This window comes from Clostridium sp. AF34-10BH (assembly GCF_003478095.1).
GTDB lineage: Bacteria > Bacillota > Clostridia > Lachnospirales > Lachnospiraceae > Acetatifactor > Acetatifactor acetigignens.
Map to the genome: position 1 here is coordinate 1 of NZ_QUEC01000042.1, position 20,554 is coordinate 20,554.

Here is a 20,554-nt window from a genome sequence, read left to right on the forward strand (position 1 = left end):
AAGGATGTAAGTTAAGGTATAAGAGATAGAGTTTCAGTGTTCGGTTTTGAAGGAATAAATTAAAAACGATAGCTTTCTGCTATCGTTTTTTTTTATGCATTAATTTCAGATAATTGTTTCTTTTTTTAAAATATATGTTATAATTAATTGAGAAAGTAGTAAAAGGCTGCATTGCAGGCTTCTTAAAATATATGGCATAAAGAATATGGCATAAAGAACAAAAGCAGCGGGAAGGGCACAGGAGTAAGTATGGATACTAAGATATTACTTGAAAACGGAACAAATGAATTGGAGATTCTGGAGTTTACCCTGGCAGGTAATTCCTACGGAATTAATGTTGCCAAGATCAAAGAGATCATCACCTATCAGCCAGTAACACCGGTTCCGAATTCACATCCCAGTATTGAAGGTATTTTCATGCCGAGAGATACTATGATCACCGCCATTGATCTGAAGAATTGTCTGGGGCGTGGTGAATCTGAGAAAAAAGGATTATTTATCGTTACCAACTTTAATAAGCTGGATATTGCATTCCATGTAGAATCTGTATTAGGTATTCACAGAGTAAGCTGGAGAGATATTATTAAGCCGGATATCACCATTTCTGCAGCAGATGAGAGTGTTGCTACCGGCATTATCAAGAAGAATGACAAGCTGATCATTATTCTGGATTTCGAGAAGATCGTATCTGACATCAATCCGGAGACAGGACTGAAGATGTCCGAGCTGAATGAACTGGGAGAGCGTACAAGAAGCTCTGTTCCTATTCTGATTGCAGAGGATTCCCCTCTGCTTAACAAGCTGATTGTAGATTCCCTGAAGGCAGCCGGCTATGTAAATCTGATCCATACAGAGAACGGTCAGAAAGCATATGATGTTATTACGCAGTGCAAAGAGGATGGTACACTGGATCAGCATGTTCGTTGTATCATCACCGATATTGAGATGCCGGAAATGGATGGTCACAGACTGACCAAGCTTGTGAAGAGCGATGATGCGACCAAGGACATTCCTATTATCATTTTCTCATCACTGGTTAATGATGACATGAAGAGAAAGGGAGAGGCTTTGGGAGCAGATGCACAGCTTTCCAAACCCGAGATCGGTAATCTGGTAAGAATTGTGGACGAACTGGTAGCAGAGAAGCATTTAGACAGATAGTAAGTTTAGAGAAGCAAAAAGGCTGGGATAGTCCCAGCCTTTTGCTATAATATCAGGATACAGTTATGGATAAACAAACAGAAGAAATTCTTCAGAAAATTGAAGAAGCGGAATATGTGCTGGTGGGCCTGGGACAGGAGTTTGACATGGAATTTTTCCTGCAAAGCAGAGAAGATTACCGCAGAATCCGGGAACAGTTACAACAGCAGAATGTACTTTGGCTTTTGCCTTATGTGGAAGAACAATTCCGCAGACAGTATTTGCCGGAGATGGAAGCAGAGATCGAGAAGGGATTGCAGAAGCTGGCAAAAGTATTGGAAAAAAAGAGTTATTTTGTGGTTTCATCTTCGCTGAATCATAAATTGGCAGAGGTTCCCTGGAAAAAAATGTTATTGAAAAAAGAGCGATTCGTGGCACCCTGTGGAGACTGGACGAAAAAACAGTGCCCGGACGGGTGTGAGGAAGGCATCCAGACAGTGACAGAAGCAGATGAGGAACAATTGCAGGAGAGTTTTAAGAAGCTGCAGACTAACGGGTTTTCGGTTCCGGATTTGGGAAAATGTCCAAAGTGCGGGAAAAAGTTGGTACTCAACAATGTCTATGCCGGCCGATACGATGAAAAAGGATATTTGAAAACCTGGACAGAATATCAGAACTGGCTGCAAAATACCCTGAATCATAAAATGGTGTTGTTGGAGATTGGGGAGGGGAACCGTTTTCCTACGATTATACGTTCCCCTTTTGAGAGAATCGCTTTGTTTCAACAAAAAGCAGACCTTTATTGTATAGATGGAGAACAAAATCCCATTGCCTGGCTGCTCAGCCTGTGTTAAACTTAACATGTTAGTAACTTGTGAGAAAGCGGAGGAATGACATATGCCTTCACAGGAGGAATACCTGGATAATTTATTAAAAGGAATTGAAACAGAAAATACGGAAACAGAGGTTACAAAGGAGCCGAAAATGACCGGGACGGAGGAAGAAACTGCCAAAGCACCGGAAACGCCGGAGCCTGTGGAAGAGAGTGGAATTCAGGTCGATATGAGCGATATGGATGATCTGCTGCAGTCGGCGCTGGATGCTCAAAAAGCTGATTCATCAGAGCAGGAAACGGAAGCAAGTCAGCCTGTAGCGGAAAATACAGCCATTCTTCCAGAGGAGACAGCTTCTATGTCTGAGGATGAAATTAACAGGCTATTGCAGCAGAGCCAGGAGCAATCCGGGGATGCTCCGGCACAGGAGAGCAACGATGCTAATGACGATCTGATCAAAATGTTGGAGAATGCGGATGACGAGGGATTGTCAAATATTCTGGATCAGGTGACACCGGAGACTGCACAGCCGGAGGAAACAGCAGAGCGGGAAGAAGACAACGGCAAGCGCGGAAAAAAGAAAAAAGAAAAGAAAAAGAAGGAAAAGAAGCTGGGATTTTTTGAACGGTTTAAGAAGAAATCCAAGGAAGAACCGGAAGCAGCACCGGATGAGACAGAATCAGCACAGCCTGCGGGAGAGGAAGTTACATCGGATATCCCGGAAACTGTGCCGGATGATCTTGCGGATCTGTCTTCCCTGAAGGATGGCATGGATGATACAGACAAAACACCGATGGAGGCTTCTGACAACACGGAAAGTGTAGAAAGTACGGAAAATGCTGCGGAAAACGGAGATGCAGGAGGCCTGGATGACGATCTGGACGCTTTACTGGCGGGAGCATTTCCGGAGCAGTCGGAGAACAGCACGGATAATGCATCCGGAGAACCGGAATCTGCAGATGTGATGGATATTCTGAAGGCTGCAGGCGCAGACATCATGGATGAGCCGGAACAGAAGAAAGAGAAAAAAGGCTTTTTTGCCAAATTATTAGATCTGTTCACCGAGGAGGACGAGGAAGAAGAGGAAGCGGATCAGTTGCAGCTGTCCGATGAGAACAAGAAGATCCTGGAAGAGATGGACAAGGGCGGCAAGAACAAGAAGGGAAAAAAACAGAAAAAGCCTAAAAAAGAAAAGCAACCCAAGCCCAAGAAACCGGCAAAAGAAAAAAAGAAAAAAGAAAAGCCGGAAAAGGAAGATAAGCCGTCAGTATCGGAGAAAAAGCTTTCTCCGAAGAAAATCCTCCCGATTGTAGTGGTATGTATTTCTCTGGGGGCGGTGATTCTGTTGCTGGGTAACTTCCTGGCGGATTATACCGCGAAGCGCAGCGGTAGAGAAGCTTACTATGCCGGAGATTATCAGACCTGTTACCAGAATCTGATGGGCAAGGAACTGGATGAGACAGAACAGGTGATGTACAGTCAGTCCGAGAGTATTCTGACCATCCGTATGTGGCTGCGGGAGTACGAAGTATTCGTAAACGAAGGCTCTGAATTGGAGGCATTGGACAGCCTGCTTCAGGCAGTCAGGGATTATCCGACATTGTTAAATTATGCGACACAGTGGAATGCGCAGGATGAGGTAAGTCTGGCATTCCAGGATATTTTGAATATCCTTTCCCAGAAATATCAGTTAAGTCAGGAAGAGGCACAACAGATTGCGGATATTTCCGATAATGTAGAATATACGAAGAATGTAATGTTGGTTCTGCAAAGGCTGGGACTGGGATTCTGGGAGTTCCCGCAGGGAACGGTAACGGAGGAAACATCTGCACCTAATACGGAGGAGGCGCCCGCACAGCTGCCGGATCCTCTCCCCGAGGAAGAGGAGATACAGCAATGATCACAGTGCTCGACTATGATGCTGGCAACATAAAGAGTGTAGAAAAGGCATTGAATTTTCTGGGAGAAGAGGTAAAGATTACCAGAGACAGAGAGGAAATCCTGTCCGCAGACGGTGTGATCCTGCCGGGTGTGGGAGCGTTCGGTGATGCCATGGAAAAACTGCACCAGTACGGACTGGTGGATGTCATTCATGAAGTAGTGGACAGGCAGATCCCTTTTCTGGGAATCTGTCTGGGCTTACAGCTGATGTTTGAGAGTAGTGAGGAGACACCGGGAGTAGAGGGACTGCACCTGTTAGACGGTAAGATCCGAAGGATTCCTGCGGCAGAAGAACTGAAGATTCCGCATATTGGCTGGAATGACCTTACTTTTCCCAATGAAGGAAGACTTTTCCGAGGCGTGGAAGAGCATTCCTATGTATATTTTGTACATTCCTATTATCTGGAGGCAGCAGATCCTTCCATTGTTACTGCCACCACAGAATATGGAACTTTGATTCATGCTTCCGTGGAAAAGGGTAATATTTTTGCCTGTCAGTTCCATCCCGAGAAAAGTTCCCGGGTGGGAATGAAAATTCTGCAGAATTTCATAGAGATCACACAAGAGTTTCGGGAAAAAGATAAGCAGGGAGGAAGATAGTGTGAAAATAAGCATGATAGCTTATTTTTCACACGGCTATTTGTGCGGCAGACGTCACAAAGTAGCTCTTATCGCAGAATCAAATTTTAAATTTGATTCGCAATTCCTCCGACGGAAGGAATCGTCTGCGGAATGGAGATTAATATGCATACCAAAAGAGTAATTCCCTGTCTGGATGTGAAGGATGGCAGAGTAGTAAAAGGTGTGAATTTTGTGAATTTCCGGGATGCCGGAGATCCGTCGGAGGTAGCATCTGCTTATGATGCAGCCGGTGCGGACGAAGTGGTATTTTTGGACATTACGGCTTCTGCAGACAGTAGAGCAACGCAGTTAGAGTGGGTGCGGAAGGTAGCCAGCAAGGTATTTATTCCTTTCACTGTAGGCGGAGGAATCCGTACCGTGGATGATTTTAAGGCGATATTGAGAGAAGGAGCAGACAAGATTTCTGTGAATTCCGCAGCCATTATGAATCCGCAGCTGATCAGTGATGCAGCAGAGAAGTTTGGCAGTCAGTGTGTGGTGGTCGCTATCGATGCCAAGAAGCGGGCAGACGGCGGTGGTTGGAATATTTATAAAAACGGTGGTCGTGTGGATATGGGCATGGACGCTGTGGAGTGGGCCAGAACCGCAGAGAAGATGGGAGCCGGAGAGATCCTGCTGACCAGCATGGACGGTGACGGCACGAAGGAAGGCTATGATCTGGAGCTGACCAGGGCTGTGGCAGAGAGTGTAAGCATTCCGGTTATTGCATCCGGCGGTGCTGGACAGCTGTCTCATTTCTATGATGCTCTGACAGAGGGAAAGGCAGAGGCAGTTCTGGCGGCATCTCTGTTCCATTACAAAGAATTAGAGATCAGGCAGGTGAAAGAATACCTACGGGAAAAAGGAATCAGTGTCCGTCTCTAGGGACGACAGGGAGGATTTGACTATGGCAATGATCACGAATGACTGGCTGACGGCTTTGGGCGGAGAATTCCACAAGCCTTATTACAGACAGCTTTTTGAATTTGTCAAAAATGAATACAACACCACCGTGGTCTTCCCACCGGCGGATGATATTTTCAATGCATTTCATCTGACGCCGTTAAGCAAGGTAAAAGTGGTGATTTTAGGACAGGATCCTTATCATAATGTGGGACAGGCTCATGGACTGTGTTTCTCGGTGAAGCCGGATGTAGATATTCCCCCTTCTCTGGTGAATATTTATCAGGAACTTCACGATGATCTGGGATGCTATATCCCTAACAATGGTTATCTTGTAAAATGGGCCGAGCAGGGTGTCCTGATGCTCAATACGGTGCTTACTGTGCGGGCACACATGGCCAATTCCCATCACGGGAAAGGTTGGGAAGAGTTTACAGATGCCGCCATCCGGGCACTGAATGCACAGGATCGTCCCATTGTGTTTATCCTGTGGGGCAGACCTGCCCAGATGAAGAAAGCTATGTTGAACAATCCCAATCATCTGATCTTAGAGGCCCCTCATCCCAGCCCCCTGTCTGCCTACCGCGGTTTCTTCGGCAGCAGACCTTTCAGCAAGACCAACAACTTCTTGAAAGAACACGGCGTGGAGCCCATCGACTGGCAGATTGAAAATGTGTAAATTGTGAGTTACGAGCCATGCAAAAATAGAGTGGAACACCCCGATGGGCGCTTGCGCACAAGCGAGGCTGGTTCACTCAGGGTGCATGGCTCGTAACGTAGTGCTGCCATACCCTCCACGAACGTCCGCCTGTCGCGAACGTCCTGTTCGCACCACCCTGATTTTCAACACTTTTCGAGAAAATGTCACCACCGTCCGACAAACATCCCCGGAAGGATATTCCATCCGCTGCGGACGTTCTGCTTTTTTCATAATATCTGTACACCATAGGCATTTCTGCTGCAGCCATTTCTATTGCTTTGGTGCAAATCGCATTAAAATAGCAAAATCAGTACAAAAAACCTCTAAATCAAACATTTTTTGTACTGATTTTATTATTTTTCCTATTTTAGCGAAAATAAGCTCTTATAAAAGGCCAAAATCTCCTGTTTTTGTATTTTTTTAGCAAAAAAAGGCGTTTTTAATACAAACAGAACTCCCGGAGGAGTGGCATCACTTTCTATTTCTTTACTGACATCTTTTCTCAATAAGTATTTCCCCTATTGACAAAACAAGGAATCCTTACTATAGTGTTCCTGTAAAGAACTACTAAAGGAGCATCTATGGAAGAAGCGGCAATCATAGAACAACTAACCCTGTTCGGGCTGAGCAGGCAGGAAGCTGCAATATACCTGTGTCTTCTGAAAAATGAGGAATTGACAGGATATGAGGTGGCGAAGCTGACCGGAATATCCAGGTCCAATGTGTATAATGGACTGGCATCCCTGGTGGAGCATGGTGCTGCTTACGTGATGGAAGGGACATCTACCAAATATCTGGCTGTCGCACTTCCTGAATTTTGTGATAACAGGGTCCGGTATCTGATGAAAGTAAAGGAGCGACTGGTAGCCGACGGTCCGAAAAAGTCTCTCCCCCGGGAAGGTTACATAACCATTGAAGGATATGAGCACATCTGTGATAAAATCCGGCATATGATTCTCGGAGCGGAAATGCGGATCTATTTTTCCGCAACAGGAGCTTTTTTGGAAGAATGGACAGAGGAAATCCGGGAACTGGTGAAGGCAGGGAAAAAAGTAGTCCTGATCTCAGAGGATAATAAAGAACTTTTTTCCAAAGACGAAGAATTATGTGACGGTATCATACAATACCGTGTGCCGGAGCATTTCAGAGAGCCTAAGGAAGAGGAACAGCAGATGGATCAGATCCGTCTCATCATAGATTCCGAGTACATTCTCACCGGTACGGTGACGGGAAAGAGCAGTGATACCTGCCTTTACAGTGGCCAGAAGAATTTTGTCAGAGTCTTCAAGGATGCCATGCGCAACGAGATCGCCCTCATTCGGTTGAAGCAGGGTGAGCAATAATTATGTAGAAAACGCTTTTGCCGGGTGGAAACGGCCGCAGCGTTCTCATAAATAGGATAAAATAGAAAGGGATAGAAAAATGAGTATCAGAGTCGCAATTTTAGGTTATGGTAACTTAGGAAAAGGAATGGAATGTGCAGTAAAGCAGAATGATGACATGGAGCTGGTAGCCGTATTTACCAGAAGAGATCCTGCTACAGTAAAGACTTTAACAGATGTGAAGGTTTATAATGTAGATCAGTTGCTGTCCATGCAGGACAAGATCGATGTCCTGGTGCTGTGCGGAGGCTCCGCAACTGATCTGCCCAAACAGACCGCAGAGTATGCAAAATATTTCAACGTGGTAGACAGCTTTGATACCCATGCGAAGATCCCCGAGCATTTCGCACAGGTAGATGCTGCAGCAAAAGAGGGCGGCAAGGTAGCCATGATTTCCGTAGGCTGGGATCCCGGTATGTTCTCCCTGAACAGACTGTATGCCAATGCCATTTTAAGAGACGGCAGCGATTATACCTTCTGGGGTAAGGGTGTCAGCCAGGGACATTCCGATGCCATCCGTCGTATCCCCGGTGTCAAGGATGCCAAGCAGTATACCATTCCCGTAGAGTCCGCACTGGAAGCTGTCAGAAACTGTGAGAATCCGGTTCTGACCACCAGACAGAAGCATACCAGAGAGTGCTTTGTGGTGGCGGAAGAGGGCGCAGACAAGGCACAAATCGAAGAGCAGATCAAGACCATGCCCAACTATTTTGCAGATTATGATACTACTGTACATTTCATCACTGAGGAAGAACTGCAGAGAGATCACGCAGGTATCCCTCACGGCGGATTTGTACTGCGTACCGGCAAGACCGGCTTAAACGGTGAGCACAACCATGTGATCGAGTACAGCTTAAAGCTGGATTCCAACCCGGAGTTCACTTCCTGCGTACTGACCGCTTATGCAAGAGCTGCTTACCGCATGAATCAGGAAGACCAGAAGGGCTGCAAGACCGTATTTGATGTGGCACCTGCTTATCTGAGCACTCTGACTCCGGAAGAGATGAGAAGCGCGTTACTGTAAATAAGATAGATGCAGAGGAGATACTTATGGAAAAAAAGGCATTTGTTACCAAAGAAATGATCGAAAAGATCGCAGAAAAATATCCCACACCGTTTCATATCTATGATGAAAAGGGAATCCGGGAGAATGCGAAGGTGCTGAAGGAAGCTTTTGCGTGGAACAAGGGCTACAAGGAGTTCTTTGCGGTAAAGGCGACTCCCAACCCTTTTCTGATCAACATCTTAAGAGATTACGGCTGTGGATGTGACTGCTCCTCTCTGACAGAGCTGATGCTCAGCAATGCTATGGGGGTAAAGGGAGAGGACATTATGTTCTCCTCCAACGATACCCCGGCCCATGAATTCGAATATGCGGCAAAAATCGGTGCCACCATCAATCTGGATGACATCACCCATATCGATTTCCTGGAGAAGACCATTGGTTATCTGCCCAAGACCCTGAGCTGCCGTTACAATCCCGGCGGATATTTTTCCATCAGCAATAACATCATGGACAATCCGGGCGATGCTAAATACGGTTTCACCACGGAGCAGATGTTTGAGGGATATAAGATCCTGAAGGCAAAGGGTGTGGAGAATTTTGGTATCCATTCTTTTCTGGCCAGTAACACGGTAACGAATGACTATTATCCCACTCTGGCAAGAGAACTGTTCGAACTGGCAGTAAAGCTGAAAGAGGAGACCGGCGCACACATTACCTTCATCAATCTGTCCGGTGGTATCGGTATTCCTTACCGTCCGGATCAGGAACCCAACGACATCAGAGTCATCGGCGAAGGCGTGCGTAAGGTATATGAGGAAGTTCTGGTACCGGCAGGCATGGGTGATGTGGCAATCTACACAGAGCTTGGTCGTTATATGATGGCACCTTACGGACATCTGGTGACCCAGGTCATCCATGAGAAGCATACTCATAAGGAATACATCGGTGTGGATGCCTGTGCCGTGAATCTGATGCGTCCCGCCATGTACGGCGCTTACCATCACATCACTGTACTGGGCAAGGAAAACGAGCCCTGCGACCACAAGTACGATGTGACCGGTTCCCTGTGCGAGAACAACGACAAATTCGCCATCGACCGGATGCTGCCGAAGATCGATATCGGTGACTATATTGCCATCCACGATACCGGTGCACACGGTTTTGCCATGGGTTACAATTACAACGGTAAGCTGAAATCCGCAGAGCTTCTGCTGAAGGAGGACGGCAGCGTGGAACTGATCCGCCGTGCCGAGACACCGAAGGATTATTTTGCAACCTTTGACTGTTTCGATATTTATAATAAGATTAATTTTGACGTATAACACTTACCCATAGGAGGTTGGCGTGACTGCTTGCAGGCAAAGCAGACCTCCTATGAGGGAAGTGAACGAACATGAGCAAGAAGGGCGATAGCCCGGAATGCGAATGGGAGTACCCATAGGAGGTTGGCGTGACTGCTTGCAGGCAAAGCAAACCTCCTATGAGGGAAGTGAACGAACATGAGCAAGAAGGGCGATAGCCCGGAATGCGAATGGGTGATATAGGAGGATACGAAGCAATGAAATATCCGAAACATATACAGCGGGGAGGGACCATTGGATTTGTGGCCCCTTCTTTTGGCTGTCAGATAGAACCTTATTACACTGCCTTTGGCAATGCCCAGAAGAAATTCCGGGAAATGGGCTATCAGTTACAATTAGGCCCCAACTGTTATGCCGGAGAGGGCATTGGTATCAGTAACACCCCCGAAAAATGCGGGAAGGAGTTGACGGATTACTATTGCAGCCCGGAAAATGACTGTCTGATCTCCTGCGGTGGCGGAGAACTGATGTGCGAGACCATGAGCCATGTGGATTTTGAGCGTCTGCAGGCAGCAGAGCCCAAGTGGTATCTGGGGTATTCTGACAATACCAACATGACCTATCTGCTGGCAACCATCTGTGATACCGCCTCCGTCTACGGCCCCTGCGCGGCCGCCTTTGGCATGGAGCCCTGGCATGCATCCCTGAAAGATGCCTTCGGAATATTGACCGGAGAGACCAAAGAGGTGCATGGATATGACAAGTGGGAAAAGGAGTCTCTGAAAAATGAAGAACAGCCTCTGTTGCCCTATAACACCACGGAATCCAGAGTGCTGAAAAAGTATCTTGGCAGACAGACAGCAGAAGAGGAACCGGAGATCCGCTTTTCAGGTCGGTTGCTGGGCGGCTGTATGGATTGTCTGGTGAATCTACTGGGAACCCGGTTTGATAAAACACAGGATTTTCTGGAAAAGTATAAAGAGGACGGAATCATCTGGTTCCTGGAAGCCTGTGACCTGAATGTTTTTGCCATCCGCAGAGCCATGTGGCAGATGGAGGAAGCCGGATGGTTTCAGTATGTCAAAGGTTTTCTCATCGGAAGACCGTTGTGTTTCGGACAGGAGATGATGGGACTGGATCAGTACCAGGCAGTTCTGGCCGTGGCGGGAGAGAAGAATGTTCCCGTGATCATGGATGTGGATCTGGGACATCTGGCACCCATGATGCCGATTGTCACCGGAAGCTGTGCGGAAGTACAGGTACAGGGCAATGATGTCACCCTCCGTTATGACTATCGGTAAAATGTATAAATTCATAGAAAAAGTGTAGAAATAAGAAAAGGCTCATCCCAAACGGGAGAGCCTTTTCGTGCGTCTATGGAACGCTCTATTCGTCGAAAACGATATTAGCAGCCAAAATTGAAGTAGCCGCAGAATGCATTCAACCACTGAGAACAGTTAATGAATTTGAAACACATACTTTCTTCCTCCTTTTCCTGTTGCCTGGTGTTCGGTTACGTCTGTGTTAGCTAAGCACAAATGAATTGTAACAATTTTGTAACAATTAATCCATAGGAGATGATTGGAAAAAAATTAGAAAAAGCAGGAAATGCGATGTGGTTATAAAAATACAAAAAGAAAGCGCAGAACCGATTTGATTCTGCACTAACTGCCGGCAATGGGACTTGAACCCATACGGTGTTGCCACCAACAGATTTTGAGTCTGCCTCGTCTGCCATTCCGACACGCCGGCATTCAAACACTCACAACAGAGATTATCTTATCATAGATTAAAAAAGTTGACAAGAGTTTTTTTTCTGGAATCTTGCTACTATTTTTCTAGTCTTTTTACACAAGATGTTGTATAGTAGAAGTGTATGAGTATATGGGAACGCAATCTGTAGAACTGTTTTGGAATAGGGTGGAAGCATGAATTGCAAAGAATTTGAAAAGAATATTCCTGATTTCATTGCAGGAAAACTGGATTTTCAGACCTTGCAGGAATTCGGGGAGCATATGCGGGAATGCCCGGGCTGCAAGGAGGAATTGGTGATTCAGTTCCTTGTAACGGAAGGTATGCAGCGTCTGGAAGACGGCGATGCTTTTGACCTGCAGAGAGAACTGGAACTGAGACTTGCGGAAGCAAAGCGCAAGGTAAGATTTCATATGGCTTTTCTGAAGACAGGGGCCGTACTGGAAGTGCTGACGGTGATTTTTCTTATGGGATTTCTGGGATGGATCATCTCTTAGCGACACCTGATAGAATCAAGAGGATAGAATTAAGATAGGATAGACAGAGTATGAGTCAGAAACTGGTATTGATCGACGGACACAGTATATTGAACCGGGCATTCTACGGAGTGCCGGATCTGAGTAATGCAGAGGGACTGCACACAAATGCCATTTATGGTTTTTTGAATATTATGTTTAAAATTCTGGAGGAGGAAAAGCCGGAATATCTGGCAGTGGCTTTTGATGTTCATGCACCGACTTTCCGCCACAAAATGTATGAGGCTTACAAGGGAACGAGAAAGCCTATGCCGGAGGAATTGCGGGAGCAGGTGCCCGTCATGAAGGAAATCCTGAAGGCCATGCATATTACCATTATGGAGCAGGCGGGACTGGAAGCAGATGACATTCTTGGAACGCTGGCCAAAAAAGCAGAGCAGGCCGGATTGGAAGTATCACTGGTCTCCGGGGACAGAGATCTGCTGCAGATTGCCACGGATCATATCAAGATCCGGATTCCGAAGACGAAGCAGGGCAGAACGGAGATCGAGGATTATTATGCCGCAGATGTACTGGCTGCCTATCAGGTGACTCCGTTACAGTTTATCGAACTGAAAGCCCTGATGGGAGATACCGCCGATAATATTCCAGGAGTGCCGAAGGTGGGGGAGAAAACCGCACAGGCACTGATGGTGGAGTACGGTTCTCTGGATAATATTTATGCCCATGTGGAAGAAATCTCGAAAAAAAGTATCCGGGAATCCCTGATCGAGCATAAGGATCTGGCAGATCTGAGCAAGACGCTGGCAACGATCAAGACCGACTGCGAATTGCAGTTGGATTACGAACAGGCCAGAGCAGAGGGGTTCTATACCCCGGAAGCCTATACCTTGTGCAAACGTCTGGAATTCAAAAATCTGTTGGGAAGATTTGAAAAAGATGCCGCCGCCAATGACAGCAAGATCGCAGAAAGCTTCCGACAGATTGAAGATAAAAAAGAATTTTTACAATATCTGAAAAAAGCGCAGAAACAGAAGGAGATCGGCCTGTGGCTGATCACGGAACCAGTGGATGCTACTACGAAAAAAGAAGAATTGCTGGGGGTGGCATTGTCTGTGTCCGATGAGGAGACGGTATTTTATGCCCTGACCCATGAAAAGGAACCGGAAGGGCAATTAAGTCTGTTTGCGGAAGCGGTGGAATCTGTGGATGACACCGCAGAGATCACGGAAGCTCTACAGGAACTTTCCGCAGGTACGGATACACAGATCGCTACCTTTGATGTGAAGCACCAGTATGACTATCTGGACCGCAGCAGTACAGAACAGTATTTTGACGTATTGATCGCGGCGTATCTGCTGAATCCTCTGAAGAATGATTATGACATGGAGGCCATTGCTTCGGAGCATCTGGGAATTCTGATCCCGGGCAGAGCGGAAGTATTCGGCAAGAGAGATTTCCGGACACTGCTTTCCGAGGACGCCGGGAAAGCCATGGAGTATGCGTGCTACGGAGCCTATGTCTCCCGGAAAGGCAAAAAAGTCCTGAAGGACAAGCTGGAGGCAGCAGGCATGAAATGTCTCATGGAGGAGATGGAGATGCCTCTTTCACTGGTACTGTATGACATGCAGAAAGAAGGTGTGGCTGTAAAGCGGGAGGAACTGAAGGCTTATGGGGATGCACTGGTGGCCCGCATTGAGGAACTGGAACAGTCCATTCACATACAGGCAGGAACAGAGTTCAACATCAATTCCCCCAAGCAGCTGGGCGAGGTACTGTTTGAGACCATGCAGATCCCCGGCGGCAAGAAGACCAAGACCGGATATTCCACAGCTGCGGATGTGCTGGAAAAGCTGTCGGCGGATTACCCTATTGTAAGAGATATCCTGGAATACAGAGGTCTGACCAAGTTAAAGTCCACCTATGCAGACGGACTGGCAGCTTTTATTGAAGAGGACGGCAGGATCCATACGAATTTCAATCAGACCATTACTGCTACGGGGCGTATCAGCTCTACAGAGCCGAATCTGCAGAACATTCCCATGCGTATGGAACTGGGCAGACAGATCCGCAAGGTATTTATCCCCAGAGAAGGCTATGAATTCATGGATGCGGACTATTCCCAGATCGAACTGCGTGTGCTGGCTCATATGTCCGGAGACGAACAGCTGATTGATGCTTACAGACAGGAAGAGGATATTCACCGGATCACGGCATCCAAGGTATTCCATACTCCTTTCGAGCAAGTCACGGATCTGCAGCGCCGGAATGCCAAGGCAGTCAATTTCGGTATCGTCTACGGTATCAGTTCCTTTGGACTGAGTCAGGATCTGAGTATCAGCAAAAAGGAAGCGGCACAGTACATTGAACAGTATTTTGCCACTTACCCGAAGGTGAAGGAATTCATCGACAAACTGGTGGCGGATGCAAAGGAAAAGGGCTATACGGAGACCATGTTTGGCAGAAGACGACCTATCCCGGAACTGTCATCCTCCAATTTCATGCAACGGTCCTTCGGCGAGCGAGTGGCCATGAATGCCCCTATTCAGGGAACGGCGGCGGATATTATCAAGATCGCCATGATCAAGGTATGGAAAGCATTGAAAGAGGAAGGGTTAAAATCCCGTCTGATCCTGCAGGTGCATGACGAACTGTTGGTCGAGACCGCACGGGAGGAAGAGGCAAGAGTCCGTGAGATCCTTACGGAAAATATGAAGTCCGCGGCAGATCTGGCGGTGACGCTGGAAATCGATCTGCACACGGGCAATAACTGGTATGAGGCGAAATAAATGCGTTTTATAGGTATTACCGGCGGTGTGGGTGCCGGGAAAACAGAGATTTTAAAATATATCGGACAGCATTATAAATGTGAGATCTATCTGGCGGATGAGATCGGGCATAAAGTCAAGGAACCGGGAACCGAAGGCTATCATGCGCTGGTAGCGCTGATGGGAGACGGAATCCTTGCGCCGGACGGACAGATCGATAAGCCGGTAATGGCGGCAAAGATTTTTGCAGATCCGACACTGTTGGAGCAGGTGAATGCCATCATTCATCCTGCGGTTAAAAAATATCTGGCGGATCGTCTGGCAGAGGCAAAGAATAAGGGCGATGTGGAACTGTTTTTTGTGGAAGCGGCACTTTTGATCGAGAGCGGGTATGAACATATAGTGGATGAAATGTGGTATATCTACGCCAGAGAAGATGTACGCAGAAGAAGACTTTCGGAAAGCCGCAATTACACACCGGAGAAGATAGAAAAGATCATAGCATCACAGCTTTCGGAGGAAGAATTCCGGCAGCATTGTGATTTTGTCATTGATAACAGTGACAGTCTGGAAGACAGCTACAGACAGATCAGACAGAAACTGGAGGCATATTCATGGAAGGAGTAAAAGAAAAACAGGGACAGCTGGTATTCGGACTGGATATCGGTACGAGAAGCATCGTAGGTACGGTAGGATACTTAAATGGCGGGAAGTTCCATGTGCTGGCACAGCGCTCCAAGGAGCATGAGACCAGAGCCATGCTGGACGGACAGATCCATGACATCGGCAAGGTGGGAGAGACTATTTCCCAGGTAAAGGAACAGCTGGAAGCGGATCTGGGCAGAGAACTTACGGAAGTATGTATCGCAGCTGCAGGCCGTGTGTTGCGTACCGTCACTACCTATGTGGAGCACAGCTTTGAGAGCGACCGGGAGATCACGCAGGAAGATGTGTATTCCTTGTGTACCATGGGCGTGGAGAAGGCTTACGAGGAATTCCAGAACAGCAATACGGATACAGATATGAAATTCTACTGTGTGGGTTATACGGCCATGCGGTATTACATGAATGGCTACCAGATGGGTAATCTGGAGGGACATAAGGCAAAAAACATTGCAGTGGATCTGATCGCCACGTTTCTGCCGGATGATGTAGTGGACGGTCTGTATAAGGCAGTAGAACTGGCGGGCCTGCATGTGGCGAATCTGACACTGGAGCCTATTGCTGCCATTCAGGTAGCAATTCCGGAGAAGTTCCGTATGTTAAATATGGCATTGGTGGACGTGGGTGCAGGCACCAGTGATATTTCCATTACCAAAGAGGGAACCATCACAGCCTATGGCATGATCCCCGTAGCAGGAGACAGCCTGACGGATATTCTGGTACAGCATTGTCTCGTGGAATTCGAGGTGGCCGAGCAGATCAAGAGAAAATGCAGAACCCAGGAGACTATCGAATACGAAGATATCATGGGACTGCCCCAGACCATCAAAGCCAGCGAAGTGCTGGAACTGCTGGATCCGGAGATCGAACGTATGACCCAGCTGGTATCCGATACCATCAAAGAACTGAACGGGGACAAACCGGTCAGTGCCGTGTTCGTGGTAGGCGGCGGTGGAATGGTGCCCGGTTACACGGAGAAGCTGGCAGAGAAGCTGGGCATCGTGAAGGAACGTGTGGCAATCCGGGGACAGGAAGTCATGCAGACCATTACATTTGAACTGGAAAATGCCAGAAAGGATGCCATGATGGTAACACCTATCGGTATCTGTTTAAGCTATTATGTACAGAGCAATAATTTTATTTTCGTGGAATTCAACGGAGAGCGGGTAAAACTCTATGATAACGGCAAATTATCCGTGACAGATGCCGCCATGCAGATGCAGTTCCCCAATGACCAGCTGTTCCCCAGAAAAGGGGAAGCCCTTCTGTTTACTGTCAATGGTAAGACCCGTATGGTGCGGGGCGAACAGGGAGAGGCAGCAGTCATCCGGGTCAACGGAGACGAGGCGGATATGTATACCCAGGTACATAATGGGGACCGCATTGTGGTAACACCTTCCACGGAGGGCGAACCGGCGGTGCTGGAGCTGGGAAAACTCTCTGAGCTGGGGGATGCACTGCAGGTCTATGTGAACGGTAAACAGATCAGTCTGCCGAAGACAGCGGAAGTCAACGGTCACAGAGAGAATGAATTCTACCGGATCGGCCAGAACGATGATATTCGGATTCGGAATTCTTATACTGTAAAGGAAATCGCAGAATTTCTGGATGTGCCTCTCGGTGCGGATATCAGGGTCAATGATACAGCGGCGCAGCCGGATACCAGAGTTTATGAGCATTTCACCGTAAGCTGGGATATGAAGAACCCGCTGCCGGAAGGGAGTTATGCAGATCTGCCGGATGCGGACACAGAAGAGGATGCCTATAGAGAAGAGCCTGTTTATGGAGAAGGGCCTGTGATGCAGAAAGCAGAGGCTGTGGCAGGAGAAGCGGCGATGACACAGGGGACAGAGACTGCGGCAGAAAACGGGACGGCTTCCGTGACAACGCAGGGGACTTCCGGGAAGCAGGACGAAAAGTACGAAAGCGTGGAACAGACGGCACAGAGCCAAAGCGTGGCACCACAGGGACCGCATCCATTAACAGTGATCGTGAACCATTCCCCCATCACCATGCAGGGTAAGGCTTCCTATGTATTTGTGGATGTGTTTGATTATATTGATTTTGATCTGGGATCCTCCGCATCCGCAGGCAGATCCATTGTGACGAACTTAAATGGACGCCCGGCACAGTTCATGGAACCTTTGAAAGAGGGAGATGTGATAGAGATCTACTGGAAAAGCATGCACTAGTATGCATTAATGCCGAAGATGGAAAACGGAAAAGAGTAAGACAGAAGTAAGATAGAAAAGAGATTAAGAAGTTATGAGATTATGTAGTATTGCCAGCGGCAGCAGCGGCAACTGTATTTATGTGGGATCAGAGGCCACGCATCTGCTGGTGGACGTGGGAATCAGCGGCAAAAAGGCGGAGGCCGGGCTGAACAGTCTGGGACTCACCGGAAGAGATCTGGATGGCATCCTGGTGACCCACGAACATATGGATCATGTGGCGGGACTGGGTGTCATGGCGAGAAAATATGAAGTGCCGATCTATGCCACAACGGGAACCCTGGAAGAAATCCAGAAGATGGGGAATCTGGGCAAGATCGATCCAACCCTGTTTCGGGAAGTGAAGGAAGATGTGAAACTGACTATCAAGGATTTGACTGTCAATCCCATGAAAATCTCCCATGATGCGGCACAGCCGGTGGGCTATCGTATTGCTTACGGAGATAAAAAGGTGGGAATCTGTACGGATTTAGGAGTCTATAATGATTACACCGTGGAGTGCCTGAAGGGAATGGATGCCTTGCTGCTGGAAGCGAATCATGATGTGAAGATGTTGCAGGTAGGACCTTATCCCTATTATCTCAAACAGAGAATTCTGGGGGACAGAGGACACCTTTCCAATGAAAATTCCGGCAAGCTGCTCTGTCGAATCCTGCATGACAAGCTGCAGGCTATCGTGCTGGGACATCTCAGCAAGGAGAATAATCTTCCGGAGCTGGCCTATGAAGCGGTCCGGATGGAAATCACCATGGGAGAGAACCCCTACCGGGCGGAAGACTTCCGGATGATGGTGGCAGACAGGAGCAATGTATCTCCGGTGATCAATATTGCGTAGCGGATGCGCAGCGCATCAGCCAGCATTATTCGTTGGAGCCGCATCATAGCACGCTTTTGCGTCATTTCATGACTAGCTTTGCTCCATAGTTTGGCGCTCGGTGCCTGAAACATATTCGCTCACAAAATGATGCAAGTATGATTTCTGTGTCTGAATATGTTCATAGGCTGAACTTGAGGTTGCAAATTGTAGTAAAGTGTAGTTTAATAGATAAAAATAATAGCATGATTTCATGCAGAAAATGAGGGCGATTATGAAAAGAACAATTATTACGGTAGTTGGTAAGGACACAGTAGGCATTATCGCAAAGGTATGTACCTATCTTGCGGAAAACGGCATCAATATCCTGGATATTTCCCAGACCATCGTACAGGGATATTTTAACATGATGATGATCGTTGACACCAATCAGATGCAGAAAACTTTTGGTGATATGGCAGATGAACTGGCTGCTCTCGGAGAAGAGATTGGCGTAGTGATCAAGTGCCAGAAGGAAGAGATCTTTGACAAGATGCACCGCATCTGATAAGCCCCACGATTTCGAAATAAATAAGACCCGAAGGGGCAGATAGGAGCCGTAATGATCAATTTATATGAAGTAACAGAGACCAACAAAATGATCGAGGAAGAGAACCTGGACGTGCGTACCATCACACTGGGTATCAGCCTGTTAGACTGTATCGATTCCGATCTGGACAGATTAAATGAGAAGATTTATAACAAAATCTACGAAGCAGCCAAGGATCTGGTGAAGACCGGAGAGGAGATCTCCAGAGAATTTGGCATCCCCATTGTAAATAAGAGAATTTCCGTAACTCCCATTGCACTGATCGGTGGTGCGGCATGTCATACGATAGAAGACTTTGCAAGTATTGCAAAGACATTGGATAAGGTAGCACATGAGGTTGGTGTGAACTTCCTGGGCGGTTATTCCGCATTGGTCAGCAAGGGAATGACCCCGGCGGACGAACTGCTGATCCGTTCCATTCCTCTGGCGCTGTCTACCACAGAGCGTGTGTGCAGCTCTGTGAACCTGGGCTCCACCAAGACCGGTATCAACATGGATGCCGTAAAGCTGATGGGTGAGATGGTCAGGGAGACTGCAGAGTATACCAAGGAAGATGATTCCCTGGGCTGTGCAAAGCTGGTAGTATTCTGTAATGCACCGGATGATAATCCTTTCATGGCAGGTGCCTTTCATGGTGTGACCGAAGCAGACAAGATCATCAATGTCGGTGTCAGCGGCCCCGGCGTTGTAAAGACCGCACTGGAAAAGGTGCGCGGCGAGAACTTCGAGGTTCTCTGTGAGACTATCAAGAAGACTGCTTTTAAGGTAACCCGTGTAGGTCAGCTGGTAGCACAGGAGGCATCCCGGATGTTAAATGTTCCCTTTGGCATCGTGGATCTGTCTCTGGCACCGACCCCGGCCATCGGCGACAGCGTAGCGGATATCCTGTGTGAGATCGGTCTGGAACATGCCGGAGCTCCCGGAACCACTGCCGCCCTGGCGTTGTTGAATGATCAGGTGAAAAAGGGCGGTGTTATGGCATCTTCCTACGTCGGCGGTTTAAGTGGTGCATTCATTCCTGTCAGTGAAGATCAGGGAATGATCGATGCCGTGAATGCCGGAGCCCTCACCATCGAGAAGCTGGAAGCCATGACTTGTGTCTGCTCCGTAGGTCTGGATATGATCGCCATTCCCGGAGACACCAAGGCAACCACTATTTCCGGTATCATTGCGGATGAAATGGCCATCGGTATGGTGAACCAGAAGACCACCGCAGTCAGAATCATCCCCGTAATCGGAAAAGGCGTGGGAGAGACCGTAGAGTTCGGCGGCCTGTTAGGTTACGCACCCATCATGCCCGTGAATACCTTCTCCTGTGATGCTTTCGTCAACCGCGGCGGCCGCATCCCCGCACCTATTCATAGCTTTAAGAACTAACTGGAAAGTTAGTTTGGTGTAAATAGTCCAAAAACGATGAATTCCGTACAAAAAAAG

General features: G+C 47.6%; 18 protein-coding genes and 1 tRNA gene. 17 read left to right on the plus strand and 2 right to left on the minus strand.

Features of this window, described 5'->3' with window-relative positions; all coding sequences use genetic code 11:
* Nucleotides 1–249 precede the first annotated feature (249 nt).
* The 6 genes from DWZ61_RS18060 to DWZ61_RS18085 all read left to right on the plus strand — a co-directional run bounded on the left by DWZ61_RS18060 (nucleotide 250) and on the right by DWZ61_RS18085 (nucleotide 6,117).
* Complete coding sequence (locus DWZ61_RS18060) at nucleotides 250–1,161, plus strand: chemotaxis protein (protein WP_022312258.1); 912 nt, start codon at nucleotides 250–252, stop codon at nucleotides 1,159–1,161.
* 65 nt (nucleotides 1,162–1,226) lie between these two features.
* The gene (locus DWZ61_RS18065) at nucleotides 1,227–1,994 is read left to right on the plus strand and encodes a hypothetical protein (protein ID WP_118539959.1); all 768 of its coding nucleotides are present in this window, start codon (nucleotides 1,227–1,229) and stop codon (nucleotides 1,992–1,994) included.
* 43 nt (nucleotides 1,995–2,037) lie between these two features.
* On the plus strand, nucleotides 2,038–3,873 hold the full coding sequence (locus DWZ61_RS18070) for a hypothetical protein (RefSeq protein WP_118539960.1): 1,836 nt from the start codon (nucleotides 2,038–2,040) through the stop codon (nucleotides 3,871–3,873).
* On the plus strand, nucleotides 3,870–4,514 hold the full coding sequence (gene hisH / locus DWZ61_RS18075; RefSeq protein WP_118539961.1) for an imidazole glycerol phosphate synthase subunit HisH: 645 nt from the start codon (nucleotides 3,870–3,872) through the stop codon (nucleotides 4,512–4,514). Before DWZ61_RS18070 ends, hisH begins: the two co-directional genes overlap by 4 nt.
* A gap of 144 nt (nucleotides 4,515–4,658) precedes the next feature.
* Entirely contained in the window at nucleotides 4,659–5,420 is a 762-nt protein-coding gene (hisF, locus tag DWZ61_RS18080) for an imidazole glycerol phosphate synthase subunit HisF (RefSeq protein ID WP_118539962.1), read from the plus strand.
* Nucleotides 5,421–5,442: 22 nt separating this feature from the next.
* The gene (locus DWZ61_RS18085) at nucleotides 5,443–6,117 is read left to right on the plus strand and encodes a uracil-DNA glycosylase (protein WP_118539963.1); all 675 of its coding nucleotides are present in this window, start codon (nucleotides 5,443–5,445) and stop codon (nucleotides 6,115–6,117) included.
* Between the two features lie 383 nt (nucleotides 6,118–6,500).
* Here DWZ61_RS18085 and DWZ61_RS19865 read toward each other — a convergent pair whose 3' ends face one another.
* The gene (locus DWZ61_RS19865; protein ID WP_182427187.1) at nucleotides 6,501–6,644 is read right to left on the minus strand and encodes a hypothetical protein; all 144 of its coding nucleotides are present in this window, start codon (nucleotides 6,642–6,644) and stop codon (nucleotides 6,501–6,503) included.
* A gap of 75 nt (nucleotides 6,645–6,719) precedes the next feature.
* Between DWZ61_RS19865 and DWZ61_RS18090 the strand changes: the two genes are divergently transcribed.
* The 4 genes from DWZ61_RS18090 (at nucleotide 6,720) to DWZ61_RS18105 (ending at nucleotide 11,128) form a co-directional block, all read left to right on the plus strand.
* A complete protein-coding gene (locus DWZ61_RS18090; protein WP_118539964.1) occupies nucleotides 6,720–7,481 on the plus strand; it encodes a TrmB family transcriptional regulator in 762 nt (253 codons plus the stop codon).
* Nucleotides 7,482–7,560: 79 nt separating this feature from the next.
* Nucleotides 7,561–8,544 (plus strand): diaminopimelate dehydrogenase, encoded by a 984-nt coding sequence (locus DWZ61_RS18095; RefSeq protein ID WP_118539965.1) that lies wholly within the window; start codon nucleotides 7,561–7,563, stop codon nucleotides 8,542–8,544.
* Nucleotides 8,545–8,570: 26 nt separating this feature from the next.
* Nucleotides 8,571–9,848 carry a diaminopimelate decarboxylase gene (locus DWZ61_RS18100; RefSeq protein ID WP_118539966.1) on the plus strand — a complete coding sequence of 426 codons (1,278 nt, stop codon included), beginning with the start codon at nucleotides 8,571–8,573 and terminating at the stop codon, nucleotides 9,846–9,848.
* Between the two features lie 236 nt (nucleotides 9,849–10,084).
* Nucleotides 10,085–11,128: a S66 peptidase family protein gene (locus DWZ61_RS18105; RefSeq protein WP_118539967.1), complete on the plus strand. Its 1,044-nt coding sequence runs from the start codon at nucleotides 10,085–10,087 to the stop codon at nucleotides 11,126–11,128.
* 368 nt (nucleotides 11,129–11,496) lie between these two features.
* Here DWZ61_RS18105 and DWZ61_RS18110 read toward each other — a convergent pair.
* Nucleotides 11,497–11,579 (minus strand) — tRNA-Leu (locus DWZ61_RS18110).
* A gap of 176 nt (nucleotides 11,580–11,755) precedes the next feature.
* On the opposite strand from DWZ61_RS18110, the gene DWZ61_RS18115 reads away from it, so the two are divergent.
* The 7 genes from DWZ61_RS18115 (at nucleotide 11,756) to DWZ61_RS18145 (ending at nucleotide 20,497) form a co-directional block, all read left to right on the plus strand.
* Nucleotides 11,756–12,076, plus strand: a complete 321-nt coding sequence (locus DWZ61_RS18115; protein ID WP_022311862.1) for a zf-HC2 domain-containing protein — start codon at nucleotides 11,756–11,758, stop codon at nucleotides 12,074–12,076.
* A gap of 50 nt (nucleotides 12,077–12,126) precedes the next feature.
* A complete protein-coding gene (gene polA, locus DWZ61_RS18120; RefSeq protein WP_118539968.1) occupies nucleotides 12,127–14,844 on the plus strand; it encodes a DNA polymerase I in 2,718 nt (905 codons plus the stop codon).
* Complete coding sequence (gene coaE / locus DWZ61_RS18125) at nucleotides 14,845–15,450, plus strand: dephospho-CoA kinase (RefSeq protein WP_117467360.1); 606 nt, start codon at nucleotides 14,845–14,847, stop codon at nucleotides 15,448–15,450.
* Nucleotides 15,438–17,678 carry a cell division FtsA domain-containing protein gene (locus tag DWZ61_RS18130; RefSeq protein WP_118539969.1) on the plus strand — a complete coding sequence of 747 codons (2,241 nt, stop codon included), beginning with the start codon at nucleotides 15,438–15,440 and terminating at the stop codon, nucleotides 17,676–17,678. Before coaE ends, DWZ61_RS18130 begins: the two co-directional genes overlap by 13 nt.
* Before the next feature lie 73 nt (nucleotides 17,679–17,751).
* Nucleotides 17,752–18,552 (plus strand): MBL fold metallo-hydrolase, encoded by an 801-nt coding sequence (locus DWZ61_RS18135; RefSeq protein WP_118539970.1) that lies wholly within the window; start codon nucleotides 17,752–17,754, stop codon nucleotides 18,550–18,552.
* 253 nt (nucleotides 18,553–18,805) lie between these two features.
* On the plus strand, nucleotides 18,806–19,078 hold the full coding sequence (locus DWZ61_RS18140; RefSeq protein WP_022311867.1) for an ACT domain-containing protein: 273 nt from the start codon (nucleotides 18,806–18,808) through the stop codon (nucleotides 19,076–19,078).
* Nucleotides 19,079–19,132: 54 nt separating this feature from the next.
* Entirely contained in the window at nucleotides 19,133–20,497 is a 1,365-nt protein-coding gene (locus DWZ61_RS18145; RefSeq protein ID WP_117467355.1) for a PFL family protein, read from the plus strand.
* Nucleotides 20,498–20,554: the final 57 nt, after the last annotated feature.

What these genes read in the sequence shown, in the direction of transcription:
- DWZ61_RS18115 (WP_022311862.1), top strand. Translation starts at nt 11,756, where the DNA reads ATGAATTGCAAAGAATTTGAAAAGAATATTCCTGATTTCATTGCAGGA.
- DWZ61_RS18100 (WP_118539966.1), top strand. Translation starts at nt 8,571, where the DNA reads ATGGAAAAAAAGGCATTTGTTACCAAAGAAATGATCGAAAAGATCGCA.
- DWZ61_RS18105 (WP_118539967.1), top strand. Translation starts at nt 10,085, where the DNA reads ATGAAATATCCGAAACATATACAGCGGGGAGGGACCATTGGATTTGTG.
- DWZ61_RS18135 (WP_118539970.1), top strand. Translation starts at nt 17,752, where the DNA reads ATGAGATTATGTAGTATTGCCAGCGGCAGCAGCGGCAACTGTATTTAT.
- DWZ61_RS18060 (WP_022312258.1), top strand. Translation starts at nt 250, where the DNA reads ATGGATACTAAGATATTACTTGAAAACGGAACAAATGAATTGGAGATT.
- DWZ61_RS18095 (WP_118539965.1), top strand. Translation starts at nt 7,561, where the DNA reads ATGAGTATCAGAGTCGCAATTTTAGGTTATGGTAACTTAGGAAAAGGA.
- DWZ61_RS18140 (WP_022311867.1), top strand. Translation starts at nt 18,806, where the DNA reads ATGAAAAGAACAATTATTACGGTAGTTGGTAAGGACACAGTAGGCATT.
- DWZ61_RS18065 (WP_118539959.1), top strand. Translation starts at nt 1,227, where the DNA reads ATGGATAAACAAACAGAAGAAATTCTTCAGAAAATTGAAGAAGCGGAA.
- hisF (WP_118539962.1), top strand. Translation starts at nt 4,659, where the DNA reads ATGCATACCAAAAGAGTAATTCCCTGTCTGGATGTGAAGGATGGCAGA.
- polA (WP_118539968.1), top strand. Translation starts at nt 12,127, where the DNA reads ATGAGTCAGAAACTGGTATTGATCGACGGACACAGTATATTGAACCGG.
- hisH (WP_118539961.1), top strand. Translation starts at nt 3,870, where the DNA reads ATGATCACAGTGCTCGACTATGATGCTGGCAACATAAAGAGTGTAGAA.
- coaE (WP_117467360.1), top strand. Translation starts at nt 14,845, where the DNA reads ATGCGTTTTATAGGTATTACCGGCGGTGTGGGTGCCGGGAAAACAGAG.
- DWZ61_RS18070 (WP_118539960.1), top strand. Translation starts at nt 2,038, where the DNA reads ATGCCTTCACAGGAGGAATACCTGGATAATTTATTAAAAGGAATTGAA.
- DWZ61_RS18130 (WP_118539969.1), top strand. Translation starts at nt 15,438, where the DNA reads ATGGAAGGAGTAAAAGAAAAACAGGGACAGCTGGTATTCGGACTGGAT.
- DWZ61_RS18145 (WP_117467355.1), top strand. Translation starts at nt 19,133, where the DNA reads ATGATCAATTTATATGAAGTAACAGAGACCAACAAAATGATCGAGGAA.
- DWZ61_RS18090 (WP_118539964.1), top strand. Translation starts at nt 6,720, where the DNA reads ATGGAAGAAGCGGCAATCATAGAACAACTAACCCTGTTCGGGCTGAGC.
- DWZ61_RS18085 (WP_118539963.1), top strand. Translation starts at nt 5,443, where the DNA reads ATGGCAATGATCACGAATGACTGGCTGACGGCTTTGGGCGGAGAATTC.